Origin of the sequence: Ewingella sp. AOP8-B2-18, assembly GCF_052376015.1 — a bacterium.
GTDB classification, from domain to species: domain Bacteria; phylum Pseudomonadota; class Gammaproteobacteria; order Enterobacterales; family Enterobacteriaceae; genus Ewingella; species Ewingella allii.
Window position 1 is genome coordinate 51,011 of record NZ_JBQSVB010000004.1, and the last position, 14,649, is coordinate 65,659.

The following is a 14,649-nucleotide window of genomic DNA, read 5'->3' on the forward strand; positions in this document are numbered from 1 at the left end:
TTCGAGTTACGGCTATTTTTATGGCTTAGAATGACTTAATTTCCAGCACCTGCAGGCGCTCCATCGGCGCAGCATTGTCATCTTCTTCCGGCTGCCAGCCAACCGGCTGCATCGGAATATCTTCACGGTCAAAGGCTAAATCTCCGCCATCCACCACGGCGTCACCATGCTTAATGCCTTTAAAATCAAACAGGCTGGTGTCGTTAAGGTGGGAGGGCACCACGTTTTGCATCGCGCTAAACATGGTTTCGATACGGCCTGGATACTTCTTGTCCCAGTCTTTGAGCATGTCGCCAATCACCTGACGTTGCAGGTTCGGCTGCGATCCGCACAGGTTACAAGGGATGATTGGGTACTCGCGCGCAATGGCAAAACGCTCAATATCCTTTTCGCGGCAGTAGGCCAGCGGGCGAATAACGATGTGTTTGCCGTCGTCGCTCATCAGTTTTGGTGGCATACCTTTCAGCTTGCCGCCGTAGAACATATTGAGGAACAGGGTCTGTAAGATGTCATCGCGGTGGTGGCCAAGGGCAATCTTGGTACAGCCCAGCTCGGTGGCGGTGCGATACAAAATTCCGCGACGCAGACGCGAGCAGAGTGAGCAGGTGGTTTTGCCCTCTGGGATCTTATCCTTAACGATGGAGTAGGTGTCTTCGGTGACAATCTTATATTCCACACCCTGCTGCTCAAGGTACTCAGGCAGAATGTGCGCCGGGAAGCCCGGTTGTTTCTGGTCAAGGTTCACCGCGATCAGTTCAAAATTCACCGGCGCGCTCTGCTGCAAATTGCGCAGAATATCCAGCATGGTGTAGCTGTCCTTGCCGCCGGACAGGCAAACCATAATGCGATCGCCTTCCTCAATCATACCGAAATCCGCAATCGCCTTACCGACATCGCGGCGCAGACGCTTTTGCAGCTTGTTGAGGTTGTACTGTTCTTTCTTGTTGGCAGTTGCGTTATCTAACATTTTATTTTGTGACCGATTCGTTCATGGGCAGCACAGGCCAAACGCCTATCCCGCGAGATTCTGGTTATGCATCACGCATAAGTGTGCCGCGTATAATACGGATTACCTCGACGAATGTCAGCGCGTTTTGTAGCAGCAGGGCCCAAGAGCGGGAGCGGGGCGGGATTTTGTCTTCGTGTTTAAAGGGCTATCCACATCAATCTTAGGGGCAAATCCTTGGGTTAGGTTGGGATGAGTGCTCGAGAGTTAATGCGCACGCTGGGCATCCAGTTGGATAAAGATCTGAAAATGAGGGAGCAGGCTTCTCCCGCAAAATAGGAAGAAGCCCTTTTTAAAGCTGAATTGCCTTACCGCGCGTCTTTCGAGCCTTCCACCGCCATCGGTGCCCGGAAGCCTTTCAGCCGCAGGGCGTTGCCGAGTACAAACACGCTGGAAAGCGCCATCGCGGCAGCGGCAAAGATAGGCGACAGCAGGGTGCCATTGACGGGATAGAGCGCGCCTGCCGCGACCGGAATCAGCACCACGTTATAGGCAAATGCCCAGAACAGGTTCTGCTTGATGTTGCGAATGGTGGCTTGACTGAGCGCGATAGCATTCGGCACGCCGCGCAGGTCGCCTGACATCAACACCACGTCGGCTGCCTCAATGGCGACGTCGGTGCCGGTGCCAATTGCCAGACCGACGTCGGCCTCGGCCAGCGCCGGGGCGTCATTGATACCATCGCCGACAAAGGCCACGCGCGCGCCGCCGGTGCGGAATTGCTTCAGGGCGGCGACTTTGCCGTCCGGCAGGACTTCGGCGGCCACTTCATCAATCCCCAGTTGTTTGGCAATGGCCGCTGCCGTTGCCGCATTATCCCCGGTGATCATCGCCACTTTCAGACCCAGCGCGTGCAGAGCTTTTATGGCCTCCGGGGTGCTCTCCTTGATAGGGTCAGCCACGGCAATCACTGCCGCTAAACGCCCATCGATGGCGGCGTACAGCGGACTTTTTCCCTGCTCGCCAAGGCGTTTTGCGGTGGACTGGAAGCCCGCCACGTCCAGCCCCAGTTGGGTCATAAACCGGTCGGCACCGACCGAAATGGTGCGGCCATCTACTTTGGCGGAGACACCAAAGCCCGGCGTCGCCTCGAAGCTCTCTATGGCGGCAAGTTTGATATCACGCTGCTTGGCGGCGGCGACGATAGCCTCGGCGATAGGGTGCTCGGAGCGCGTTTCCACGGCGGCGACCAGTGACAGAACTTCGTCATACTCAAAACCTGCGGCTGGCTCGAGGTCGGTCAGCTCAGGGCGGCCTTTGGTCAGGGTGCCGGTTTTGTCGAGGGCGATCACGCTCACGTCGCGCAATGCCTGCAAGGCTTCCCCTTTGCGGAACAGTACGCCCAGTTCGGCCGCCCGGCCAGTGCCGACCATGATGGAGGTCGGCGTTGCCAATCCCATGGCGCAAGGGCAGGCGATGATCAGCACCGCCACGGCGTTAACCAGCGCGAAGGTCAGGGCAGGCGTCGGGCCGAGGAACAGCCAGAGCAGGAAGGTGACCAGCGCCGCCGCCATGACAGCCGGAACGAACCACATGGTGACTTTATCAACCAGCGCCTGGATCGGCAGTTTCGAGCCTTGAGCTTCCTCTACCAGACGAATAATTTGCGCCAGCACGGTGTTGGAACCGACCTTGGTGACGCGGAAACTAAAGGCACCCGTTTTGTTAATTGTGCCGCCAACCACCTCGGCTCCGGCATTTTTCGAGACCGGTACGGGCTCGCCGGTGATCATGCTTTCATCTACGTAGGAGGAGCCTTCCACCACTTCGCCATCGACCGGGATCTTCTCGCCGGGACGCACCAGCACGATGTCGCCGGTGGTGACCCGATCGAGAGGGATTTCAAGGGTTTCGCCCTGACGCTCGACGCGTGCCGTTTTGGCCTGCAGGCCAACTAAACGTTTAATCGCTTGTGAAGTGCGGCCCTTAGCGCGGGCCTCTAGCGTGCGGCCAAGCAGGATCAGCGTGACGATAACCGTGGCGGCTTCGAAATAGACGTTCGCCGTGCCCTGCGGCAGAATTTGTGGCACAAAGGTCGCAATCACCGAGTAGCCGTAAGCCGCCGCCGTCCCCACCGAAACCAGCGAGTTCATATCAGGGCCAGCGCGCAACAGCGCCGGGATCCCTTTGCGAAAGAAGCGCAGGCCGGGGCCAAACAGCACCAGCGTGGCGAGTACAAACTGCAGATACCAGCTGTTCTGCTCGCCAATAGTGGTCATCACCCAGTGATGCATTGGCGGGATCAGGTGCGACCCCATCTCAAGGATAAATACCGGCAGGGTGAGCACGAAGGCAATCAGCAGCGAACGACGCAGCGACTTGGCCTCGTTTTCCCGGCGTTCGCTGTCCTGGTCAGCCGAATCGGCCGTTTTCTCCGATAAGCGATGTGATTTATAACCCGCCTGTTCGACGGCATTTTCAAGGTCGCGGATGGTCACCACGCCCGCCAGATGGCGTACCTGCGCGCGTTCGGTCGCCAGATTGACACTCGCTTCCAGCACTCCCGGCAGTTTGCGGAAAGCCTTTTCCACCCGACCGACGCAGGACGCGCAGGTCATCTCTTCGATAGCCAGTTCGGTGGTTTCTTCGCGAACCTCATACCCCGCATTTTCAATCGCTTTAATCGCCGCCTGCGGGTCAGCCTGTTCGCTGAAGGTAATATCGGCACGTTCAGTGGCAAGATTTACTGCCGCAGTCTCCACGCCGGGCACGGCTTTTAATGCCCGCTCAACGCGGCCAACGCAGGAGGCGCAGGTCATCCCTTCGACCGGCAAACTCAGACGCGTGGATAGGGTGGAGCTAGATGGAAGAGCCATGATGTTACTCCTTGAACATGATGTGTTGCAGGAAGCTTAGACCTTCCAGTCAGGGGAAGGTCAAGAGAATATTATGTTGATGTAAAAGGATTTTTATCAACGCTGTCCACAACGCGACCACACTTCGATATAAGGCCCGCATTTCGCGGGCTTTTCTCTTTTGACGTGCAGGCGAAAATCATCACGGATTACAGCCAAATGACCACGGATAACGAAATATTCATAACGGTTAGTGAGATCGGTAACGGATCCAAACGCGCGATATTTTGCAAAACCCACTGCACTGTGAAAATCCCCGCCAGCCCTTGCGCCGCAAGGCTTCCCGTAATCCCTCAGTAATTTTTGAAACCTGCTCTGATACCGATGCGATCCAAACGGAAAGCACCGGAGATCCTTTTAAAACATCAACTTAAACAATCGGTTAGTTTTTGCGTTGCCCCTGATTTTTGCAAACGGCTGCAAAAGTTGGCGACGTGTGCAAAACCTTACCGAAGCCACAACCCCAGACGCTGCGCGGGCTGGCGGTAGGGTTTGCGCAAAAATTCCTTTGCAAAATTTTTATGATCCAAATAGTGCAGGCGGGTGCGGTGTAGCGCCGTTTCCGTCTGGTATGCGCTTCCGTCTGCGCGTTTCTGTGAGCGCTGCGGGCCGTGGTAAGACGAACGCAAAAAAGGCCGAACGGTGTCGGCCTTGGGGTGTTGCGTTCAATGGTGGGCGTTACAGATCGTTTTACGCGAACCGGAACCCATACTTACCACCGGTACCGACTATCACAACATCTGGTACGACAACGACTATGACCACTGGCGGCAACCTATTGACCGTTTGGCGCTGGCGCAGTTGCCGAACCTCAACGGCCAGCACGGCGGCGTGCTGTACGCTCGACGCAATATGGTGGCCGGTGGCTACCTGGGCGGCGGGCTGACAACGGATCAGGTTGAGCAAATGGCGTTTGATTATCTGCTGTTTGGCGACGTGGCCGTCTTGAAAATTCGTAACGCCTTCGGGCAGGTTATCGACCTTCTGCCGTTGCCGTCGCTCTATCTGCGTTGTCGAAAGGATGGGGATTTCGTGGTGTTGCAGGAAGGGCCTGCGCTGATTTATGACCCGCGCGACGTGGTGTTTTTTAAAATGTATGACCCACGCCAACAGGTTTACGGCCTGCCGGATTATATTGGCGGCATCCACTCGGTGTTGCTTAACAGCGAATCAACCATTTTCCGTCGTCGCTATTACCACAACGGCGCACACATGGGCTTCATCCTGTATGCCAACGACGCCAACATCACCGGCGAGGTGGAAGCGGAAATTAAAGAAAAGATTGAGCAGTCAAAAGGGTTGGGTAACTTCCGCAATATGTTTGTGAATATTCCTAACGGTAGCGCGGAGGGGTTAAAGCTTTTGCCGGTTGGTGAGGTCAGTGCAAAGGATGAGTTTGCCAACGTGAAAGGCATTACCGCACAGGATATTTTCACCGCGCACCGCTTCCCGGCTGGGCTGGCGGGAATTATTCCCGCCAACGGCGCGGTCATGGGCAATCCCGAAACGGCCCGTAATACCTACCGCAAAGATGAAGTTATCCCGCTCCAGCGCAAATTTATGAACGGGATTAACAGCGACAAGGAGATCCCCGCGCACCTGCATCTAAATTTTGACGTTGAAATCCCAGTAATTGACGCTGAAAAGGGCGAGAAATGAGCACAAATGAGCTAAAATCATCCCCATTGTTGGCGCTGGCGTGCGGGGTAGTAAACATGCGCATTTTTAAAATTAATTGTCCAGAATGCGGGTCACCGGCCATCATTCGTAAATCTGACTGGAAAGACAAGAAACTGGCCGATTTATACTGTGCCTGTTCAGAGGTTGAGTGCGGCCACACCTTCGTTTTTAACGCGACGTTCTCACACTCACTCAGCCCCAGCGGGCTGACCGGCAACAAACTGGTAAAATTCTTAATCGACCAGTTGAAGCCAGACGAGCGGCAATTCGCGCTTAACCTGCTAAATGGGCAGGCTATATAATTTTAAAAACCGCTTAGGCGGTTTTTCTATATAATCTACTATTTAAATTTAAGTTTGATTGTTAAATCAATAAACTATTAAAAGGAGGAGGCATGAACTGGAAATATTTGGCACAAACAGCAGTCTATAACGGCAAAAAGGACGAGTCAGTAAATATATGGGAGCGAGTTGAGAATGTTGATTTAGAGTTTATCGGTGCATTCCTTACTGCTCATTTAAGTCTTGAAAGATATGTCGATGATTACTTGAAGTTGAGATATGAAACTCTAAGCTGGGATGAGGCAAGATTAACCTTCTCACAAAAAATATCGCTTATACAAAACGAACCGGCAATTCCGCCATACAATGACATATATGTAAGGATAAAAGATTTCAACAGTATTAGAAATAAGATAAGTCACAATTTAAACTATAAACTCAGCGATAAGGATAAGTCCAAATTCAAGGATTTTTATATGAAGTTAAGAAGTGATTATCATGATGGCACATCAATAGATTTAAATAATGATGTTGATTTGATGAGTTTTTTTGTCGCAATAGCGAAAACTTATTTTGCAGCTCGCATCCATTATTACCATTCAAAAAAATTGTGATATGCACTCCAAGCGAACTACAGTTATGGTTGATGGTAATGTTTTTTTAATTTCGTGCCGTACCGATTTCTGAGCTTTTTTTGCCCTGTATTTTCAGGGCAACTAGTGATTTAGTGTAGAATGGTTGTGAAAAAATGCTTTAAGATCTTTAAATTTATTTAATTCAGCCCTCACTCACCACCCGAAGCAAGAGTTCAGAGTCGATGATTTTAGGGTTTCTGTATTTGGGGTTTTTTAATAAAACTCTCAAAACAAATCTTAGATAGTTTACTGCAAGGGAGTGGGTTGTGGTCTCTTTATTGTCGTCAAGCTTGATTATTCTTTTTTTATCTAGTTTTTTACTCCCATGCACAATGGCTGAACGATATGCATAAATGTTTTTAATATCATTAAAAGCTTGCTGGGATGACTTCTTAAAATTTTTGTCTAAAGTAACCAATGCTCCAACTCTCATTGCTAATTTATAAGTCATTTCTTGATGACTATCATCTGAAAGTAAAGCTTCCAAGGCTATAGTCGCATCTAACATAGAATCTTCCTCACTATCTCTCATAAGACACTGATTGAGTCTGGAAATTGATAAGTGAATCGAGTTTTCCTCTGAGTTACAGAGTAAATTGAAAATTTCGTAAATATCATTAATTTCCGTATCTGTTACAAATGGTAGAGGATCTATATTCCAGTAAAAATTTTCCAAACTAGCATGGTAGGAGCGAGTGGTAGTGCCATTAATACAAGGTAAGTTAGCTTTGTAATTATTTGCCCAATGCTCGGATAAAGACAAAACCTGTGCATATCCAGTATTTGTATCTTTAACTAACCGGATAGCAGCAAAGAAATTATTAATGAGGGTGGTTGGGTAAACTCTTATATCTTCAAGTGTGTTGAAATTCATAATGCATGGTGCGTTATCCACTACCCACCCTTTTAAAACTAACGCATGAGTAGCAGACGAGAGGACTAATTCATGAACGCTGATGTTATAGGCTTTTACGCTATAACGTGCCAGATGTTCTTTCTCTGTTAGTCGTCTGATTTCAAATCCGTTCGAAAGCGTGAATGATTCAAAAGGAAAGCCTACGAAAAGAATTGGAATGACTATGTCGATAGGTAGTTTTTCCCAAAAAAAGAAATTTTGTCTTTTTATAATTATACTATCCGCTAGATCTTCATGGTAATCGAAGCAATTATTTTCATGTATATATCTATCAATCACCTCTATTATTAATGAGTGGATAAATATATATTTTAAATTCTCTAGTTCACTGTCTCTCATGCCCATCCATTCTGGGATAATTAACCGAGATTCAAGATGTGGATTAGATTGGATGAATTTAGTGAATTTTTTAAATGACGGTAGGTCTAGGCTTTTTATCTCAGAATTTGCCCCGAAGAGATTTCTATAGTCTTTTTCTCCTTGTAGGTTAGATGATGATAACATTGGTAGTCCATTACTCCTAAATGAAACTGAAGGCCATTGATAATAGCTTCCAATGAATTTTTTTTCAGATACTGCGGCAGAAACTTTTTCTAACCCTTCCTTTAAAGCTTCTTTTAAAAGAAAGGTGAATTCATCCTTGTGCTTGTTTATTTGTGAAAACACTGTATCTTTTGATTCCATTTCAATAGCCCCAGTTAGTGATTTTATTGGTTATTTGAAGGTGGTTCGCTTTGTTCGGCATGAAGCATATAGCAATGATTAATTTGACGCTGTCATGATACAAAAATATAACTATCCTAAAGTTATCTTAAAAAATCAAACTGCCTTTACGTTAACATGTCTTCTCAACTCATGCAGATGAAGAGTGTAGGCATAGCTAACATAAAAAAGTGCAACCAATGGATAATTTAGGCACGTTCTGTAAACATAGTAGGTCGCGCTTGCTAAAGATGTTATGTCGTTGACATGCTAAGAATAGAAATAAATCGCCTCAAAGTTGTTGTTCTGTCTTTTATGCTCCACCCCAGTGCAGACAAATCCCCATTTTTCAGGGCAATATAACGGCGATTTTTGAACATGACTTCGCCACCCAGTGCTAAAGACATTGCTGTAAGCTCATCAATGTAAATTCCCGCCGTATAAGCTGAGTCGAGAATTTTCGCCGCTTTATCCTTGGCATTAGATATTTTTGACTCACGCACTCGCGCCATTTCCTGAGCTCGTGCCTCAGCGTTCGCCCATGCCTCATGCATCGGATTGCCTTCCGGGAACGGATTTTCATGCTTTTTAGGTGCTGCCGGTTCGCTTCTCAGTCTTCGCACCAGTGCGCGGCGGTCTTTGTCGGTTAACTGGTCAAAATCTAGGGCAATATCATCGACATTTCTGTCTTCAACTCCCGTAATAGTGTTTAAATTTTCCTCTCCCGTAGAGTTATTGACAGAACTCGAACTCCAAGGGACGGCGGGGCCGTCCGGTAAGGTCAAAACCTCCCTGGCTTCGTGCTGTTCTGCGGCGGGCTGCGTCTTTTGTTTGGCGACAATCGTCCATGTTTTTAACCGCGTGCAGACGCGGGAATCCTCGCCCAGTCGCGGCGAGAAAATGCCAAAAATCTTCTCGGTGATCTCGCCGTAGGCGTTGGGCTTCTCGCCGTCTTCATAGGCCAGACGCACGACGTAGCTGTCGCGGGGGATTAGGACGCCGCCCTGGCGCATGATGTAGGTAGCAAAACAACCGGCGTCGGCTGCCGACATCACCGCATCCATCGCAGTATCGGGTAACAGCTTTTGCCCGCGCTTATAACTTTCGGCTTTAATCAGGTTGCCGACCAGCTGGTTATTCAGCTTGCGCAGCTCACGCCAGACCGTCACCGGTGGTGTGCCAATCGGCTGGTACTGACGGATGCGATGACGGGATGCCCACGCCATTGCCAGACGGGCGGTTTCTTTTAGCGGCTTGCCGGTGTCGTGGTCTTTTTCACCGTCCAGCGCGTAGCCGTCGATGTTCTTCGAAATGTATTTCGCGATGTAGGCCGTGGCGCTGCCCTTCTTCGGGTCTAAGCGTTTGGCCGTGAAGCGTGCGCTGGTGCGCTTGCCCAGTTCTGCTCGGTCTTCTTTAATGGCATAGCCGCGCATAATTGAGGTGATCGCTTGGCGTTCTTCTGGCTGCATGAATAACAACAGGTGCCAGTGGGGCGTTTCGTCATGATGCGGTTCGGCAACGCGGAACCCATAAACGCGCAAGCCTTCGCGGTTTAGCTTCGAGCCAATACGCGCCCAAAGGTTAGTAAGGTATTTTTGGGCCTGTTTTATATCGCTGTGGTTCCACTTTGGGTTGCCGTGGCCGCTGGCGTTCGTGGCGTGGTATTTCGACGGGCAGGTGATGGTATAGAAAACGCCAACGTCGCCGCGTGACTGGGCGACAAACTCAATGCCTTTCATGCGGGCCATGAGTTCATGGCGGCGAATGCTTGGGTTGCTGATGCTGGCATCGACCATGGATTCGAGCGACATACGGTTGCCTTCGCCGTCGTCCAGTTCGTGCGACTTGAAAAACTCGCGGTTCTTTCGGAGCTGTTCCAGCCAGTCGGCCAGCGCGTCGCGGCTAATGTACGGCGTCGCACGTTTGTGGATGCTGCCGATCGCGCGGAGTTGGTTTTCGCGCCAGTCACAGCGCAGCCGCCATAACTGATGCTCCCACCAATCAGCATTAATCAGGCGGGACAATGCCGACACAAAGACGGCACGGTCGAGCGGTTCCGGTGGCAGTTCGTCAGGGGCAAACAGAGGCTTAAGCTTTTTCCAGTGCGGTGGACGCACGCGCAGCGCGTGAACCTCAACGGCCATGTGACGATAAATAAACAGCAGTTCTTCATCTGGCAATGCGGCTGCATCGCCTCCGCGTTCCTCAATGGCCGTGGTAAACATTTCGTTCAGACGGCCGGCGACTTCGTTCGCCAGCGTTTTGACTCTCGGCTTGGTGAACTCGGCCAAATGACAGTATGACGGGCGGTAATAGGCGATGAACTCAGAGTCATGGCCGGTGCTTACGCCGTGGTATTTGCGAACGGCATCAAGGCGCAACAATGCATGCTTAATGGTACCCATCAAAAATGCATTGGTGTGCTTAGTCCCGCGATTGGCGCGAAGCCATGTAATTTTATTCTGATACGGTGATCGGATGAAAAACGGTTCTTTCTGGAAACGTTCTTCTACACCAGCCGGTGACTCTGACCATGTCGCTTGTTCACGTTCGTAGTTGCTGCGCTCGATAGCGGTACTGTTCCACGTTGGGCTGAACCTGTGCCAACTGCTGTTCTTTACCTATCCGGTGCTGCAACACATTAAAGCGGCATAAAAGCAAAAGCCTCTGTTTTTACAGAGGCTTTATTGCACTACTTGCTTCTACTGATAAGGCTTAGCGACCAAACAGGCCACTGAAGAAACCTTTCACCATAGAAGTCGTGGTCTGAGCCACGTTGTAGGTCAGGTTCTGGGTGCAGTTGATTACGTCGTTAACCATTTTGCCAGCGTCGTGTCCAACATCATAACCTGGTTTATCGCTACCCGCGGTCAGTGCACCTTTCAAAGCATCAAACAGGAATCCGCCTTGTACTGATTCCATTTCTTGAGTTGTCAGTTGTTTCATTATCTTTTCCTTGATAAGGCTGATGGGCTAATAAGGTTAGGGCAGCGCCATCAGCGTTCATGTAGTTGCCCCGGTGAGGAAATCTAAATAAGTGATCGGTTAAATACCACTGAAGTATTTATTTAACGCCGTATGTCATTTGTCTGTATTGACATGAAAACCATATTAAATGTATGTCTTTATGGCATAATCCTCTGGCTGCAAATTTGTACTCAGATCACCTTTGCGACGCCGAAAGTCGCTGTCTGGCCGCCAGCGCCGCGCCGCGTTCTGCACTGCGATGCAACACCCAGCCAAAAATCAAAATGCTCAGGGCGCATAAGAGGAATAAGCCCCGGCCCCACAGCGGGTTAGGCACCAGCACCATCAGCAGCAGCCCAGCCCCCATGTACATGGAAATCTTACCAATCTTGTCTCGTTGTAGGCGGTCAAACTCGTCTTGCTCATCATCGGCATACACCGGACGCTGCATGTCGCGGAAGAAGGCGTCGCGAATGGCCGAGCGTTCGCTGGTTTGCTCCCGATAGAACAGGGTGGTCAGGCAGAAGAAGCCGCCGGTGAACACCAGATGGGAGAAGATATTCCACATGATGGCGATATCCAGCATCTCGCGGTTGGTGAAAGTTAACCCGAGCAGTTTCACCAGATCTGGCGCGGTAAACACGTTCGCCACCACGTAAGACACGAGCAGGCCGAACAGCACCGTGGCCCAGCCCGCCCAGTCAGGGGTTTTGCGAATAAATACCCCAAGAAACAGCGGCACGACGATCGGCGCCTGCATCAGCGTGCCGACTTTCATCATCAAATCAAACAGGCTAACGGTGTGCATGGTGTGCATGTATTGCGCCACCAGAATGACCAACACGCCGTTGACCACGCAGGCCGCCTGGCCCACGCGCAGCTGGTATTTATCGCTGCGCTCGCTGTGGCGGTTGACGATAGGCGTCCAGAAGCTGCGCACGAAAATTCCCGAATTGCGATTCAGCGCGCAGTCCATTGAAGACATCGTCGCGGCGAACAGCCCCGCCATTAGCAGCCCGACCGTGCCCAGCGGCATGGCGCGCTCGGCGAAAATTAAATACACCGCGTCAGTGGCGTTTTTGCCCAATTCTGGGTGAGCCGTGGCGGCGTCGGGGTAAAGCACCGCCACGGCCCACGGCGGAATAAACCAAATCAGCGTGCCGATAAACATCAGCACCAGCGCAAACAGCGCGGCTTTTTTGGCATTAAAACTGTCTTTGGCATTAAGAAATCGGTAGGAATCTTGCAGGTTATTAATGCTTTGCACGTTTTTAATGAAGAAGAACAGGAAGCAGGCCACCAGCAGCGTGATGTAGTGCGGGCCGACGTCCGGCCCGGTGAAGAACCCCGAGGGGAACTCGGTAACTAAATTCACCGGCCCGCCCACCTTGATCAAGGCCACCACGGCGCAGGCAATAGAAATAATCGCCACCACCAGCGTCTGCACAAAGTCACTGGCGACCACGCCCCACGCCCCGCTCAGCAGGGAGATCACCAGCACCACCAGCCCGGTAACCCACAGCGTCAGGGTGACATCATGGTGGAACACCGCGCTGGCAAACACTGCCAGGCTGTTTAGCCACACCCCGGCGCTTAGGATACTTAGCGGGATGATCATCCAAGTGAAGAACTGCTCATTGCCTTTGCCGAAGCGATGATTGATCGCTTCGGTGGCGGTATCGACGCGCAGTTGGCGAAAACGGGTGGCGAACCACCACCATGCCACCAGATAACCAAACACGTTACCGGCGAACACGCTGACCACGTTGAACCCGTAGCGATAGGCCTGCCCGGCGGCGCCGGTGAAGGTCCAGGCGCTAAACTGAATCATGAAGGCCGTCGCGCCGACCATCCACCACAGCATACGGCCGCCGCCGCGAAAGTAGTGGCTGGACGAGCCGGAGGCCATCTTCTTGAACGCGTAACTGATCGCAATCATTAACACGAAGTAACCGATCATCACTAGAACGTTAATATCCATCGTCGTTAATCTCTTCGGTGTTGGGTGAGTGTTTGTCGAGAAGCTGCTTTTGGTTATCTTTTGCGCATGCTCAGTGAGCAATAGTAGGAGAGGGATTTGAAATTAAAAGTCGGACAAATAAGAAAGGCGGTATTTGTTGCTAAGTTGTGAAGAGCGTCACTTTGTCAGCCTTTTATCGCATTAATGAAGTGAAAAGGCGGAACGAAACGTGGCAAATTCGAAAATAGTCTGCTTTATTTGTATTACTAAAAGAAAGGTAGACCAGCGCGAACAAGGGAAGGACATGACATTATTCAGCTCCATTTTTCGGCCATCTGCCCGACTGGCGGTGGCTATTAGCCTTGGGTTTAGCGGATCGCTATTAGCGGCTGAACCGGCATTTTTACAACCCGCGCAGTTGGCCGTGGTGAAACAGCAGCTGGCGCAACATCAGGCGGCGCAGCAGACCCAAGAGGCTTACCGCCAACTGCTCGCGGCGGCTGACAAGGCGCTGGAGAAGCCGAACCTCAGCGTGACGGACAAAGGTATGACGCCGCCGAGCGGCTCCAAGCATGACTATCTCAGCCTGAGCGCCTACTGGTGGGCGGACAGCAGCAAGCCGGACGGCCTGCCGTGGGTGCGCAAAGACGGCAAGGTGAATCCGGCCAGTAAAAATGACCAGAGCGACGGCGTGCGCCTGGCCGACTTTACCGCGCGAGTGCAGAACCTGACGCTGGCGTGGTACTTCTCCGGCGAGCAGAAATATGCCGATAAGGCCGCCAGTCTGCTAAGGACGTGGTTCATCAACCCAGAAACCCGCATGAACCCGAACCTGAATTTTGCCCAAGGCGTGCCGGGGATTGCGGCGGGTCGTAACGCGGGCGTGCTCGACGGGCGCTACTTCTCGACTCGAATTGTCGACTCGCTGGTGCTGCTTGACGGCAACGCAGCGTGGAAAAAGCCAGACCAGGAGGCGATGCGCCACTGGATGTCCGAATATCTCGACTGGCTGCAAACCAACAAGCTGGCGCTCAAAGAGAGCCGTACCAAGAACAACCACGGCAACTGGTATGCCACGCAGGTGGCGGGCATCGCCTGGTATCTCGACCAGCCCGAGGTGGTGAAAAAGATGATCAAGCTGATGAAGAGTAAGCTCGACGTGCAACTGATGCCTGACGGTACCCAGCCCGCCGAACTGGTCCGCACGCGCTCTTTCCATTACAGCTATTTTGATATGCAGGCCATTAGCCTGATGGCGGTGCTGGCGCAGAAAGAGGGCATTGACCTGTGGCATTACCAGACACCGAGGGGCGGCGGCATTCTCAAGTCGCTGGATTTCATGGCGAAATATACCGACGACGGCCAGCCGTGGCCTTACAAATCCCTCGACCGGATCAGCGTGCGCCCGGTGACTTTGCTCTCCTGGGCGGACAACGCCACCGGCCAGCCGCGCTACCAGCAGCAGATCCGCAGCGCCAGCTTCACCTTGCCCGCTGCCGCCAAGTCGCAGAAATCGGGCTATCACGAGGATGTGTCTCGTGGTGCGATCCTTGAAGCGCAGCGCGAAATCTGGCTATTGACGCTGCCGACCTGGGCCAAGGGCTTTGTTGCGCCGACGCCCGCCTTAAAGTCTTCAGAAGGATAAAA

Annotated in this window: 10 protein-coding genes; 4 read left to right on the forward strand and 6 right to left on the reverse strand. The window is 51.6% G+C overall.

What is annotated here, in order from left to right:
- Window positions 1-25: 25 nt before the first annotated feature.
- Both ttcA and ACT3RR_RS10060 read right to left on the reverse strand, forming a co-directional pair.
- Window positions 26-967, reverse strand: coding sequence for a tRNA 2-thiocytidine(32) synthetase TtcA (gene ttcA, locus ACT3RR_RS10055; RefSeq protein ID WP_353502106.1), 942 nt, complete (start codon window positions 965-967; stop codon window positions 26-28).
- 347 nt (window positions 968-1,314) lie between these two features.
- Window positions 1,315-3,822, reverse strand: coding sequence for a heavy metal translocating P-type ATPase (locus tag ACT3RR_RS10060; RefSeq protein ID WP_496200221.1), 2,508 nt, complete (start codon window positions 3,820-3,822; stop codon window positions 1,315-1,317).
- 690 nt (window positions 3,823-4,512) lie between these two features.
- On the opposite strand from ACT3RR_RS10060, the gene ACT3RR_RS10065 reads away from it, so the two are divergent.
- From ACT3RR_RS10065 to ACT3RR_RS10075, 3 genes are all read left to right on the forward strand, one after another.
- Window positions 4,513-5,520, forward strand: a complete 1,008-nt coding sequence (locus tag ACT3RR_RS10065; RefSeq protein ID WP_496200222.1) for a phage portal protein — start codon at window positions 4,513-4,515, stop codon at window positions 5,518-5,520.
- A gap of 56 nt (window positions 5,521-5,576) precedes the next feature.
- Window positions 5,577-5,843, forward strand: coding sequence for an ogr/Delta-like zinc finger family protein (locus ACT3RR_RS10070; RefSeq protein ID WP_496200223.1), 267 nt, complete (start codon window positions 5,577-5,579; stop codon window positions 5,841-5,843).
- A gap of 92 nt (window positions 5,844-5,935) precedes the next feature.
- Window positions 5,936-6,436 carry a hypothetical protein gene (locus ACT3RR_RS10075; protein ID WP_496200224.1) on the forward strand — a complete coding sequence of 167 codons (501 nt, stop codon included), beginning with the start codon at window positions 5,936-5,938 and terminating at the stop codon, window positions 6,434-6,436.
- A gap of 163 nt (window positions 6,437-6,599) precedes the next feature.
- On the opposite strand, the gene ACT3RR_RS10080 is transcribed toward ACT3RR_RS10075, so the two are convergent.
- From ACT3RR_RS10080 to ACT3RR_RS10095, 4 genes are all read right to left on the reverse strand, one after another.
- Window positions 6,600-8,057 carry a hypothetical protein gene (locus ACT3RR_RS10080; RefSeq protein ID WP_496200225.1) on the reverse strand — a complete coding sequence of 486 codons (1,458 nt, stop codon included), beginning with the start codon at window positions 8,055-8,057 and terminating at the stop codon, window positions 6,600-6,602.
- 272 nt (window positions 8,058-8,329) lie between these two features.
- On the reverse strand, window positions 8,330-10,480 hold the full coding sequence (locus ACT3RR_RS10085) for a replication endonuclease (RefSeq protein WP_496200226.1): 2,151 nt from the start codon (window positions 10,478-10,480) through the stop codon (window positions 8,330-8,332).
- Between the two features lie 310 nt (window positions 10,481-10,790).
- Complete coding sequence (locus ACT3RR_RS10090; protein ID WP_353502103.1) at window positions 10,791-11,021, reverse strand: hypothetical protein; 231 nt, start codon at window positions 11,019-11,021, stop codon at window positions 10,791-10,793.
- A 217-nt stretch (window positions 11,022-11,238) separates the two neighbouring features.
- Entirely contained in the window at window positions 11,239-13,023 is a 1,785-nt protein-coding gene (locus tag ACT3RR_RS10095; RefSeq protein ID WP_496200227.1) for a sodium:solute symporter family transporter, read from the reverse strand.
- Between the two features lie 283 nt (window positions 13,024-13,306).
- Between ACT3RR_RS10095 and ACT3RR_RS10100 the strand changes: the two genes are divergently transcribed.
- On the forward strand, window positions 13,307-14,647 hold the full coding sequence (locus tag ACT3RR_RS10100; protein WP_496200228.1) for an alginate lyase family protein: 1,341 nt from the start codon (window positions 13,307-13,309) through the stop codon (window positions 14,645-14,647).
- Window positions 14,648-14,649 lie beyond the last annotated feature (2 nt).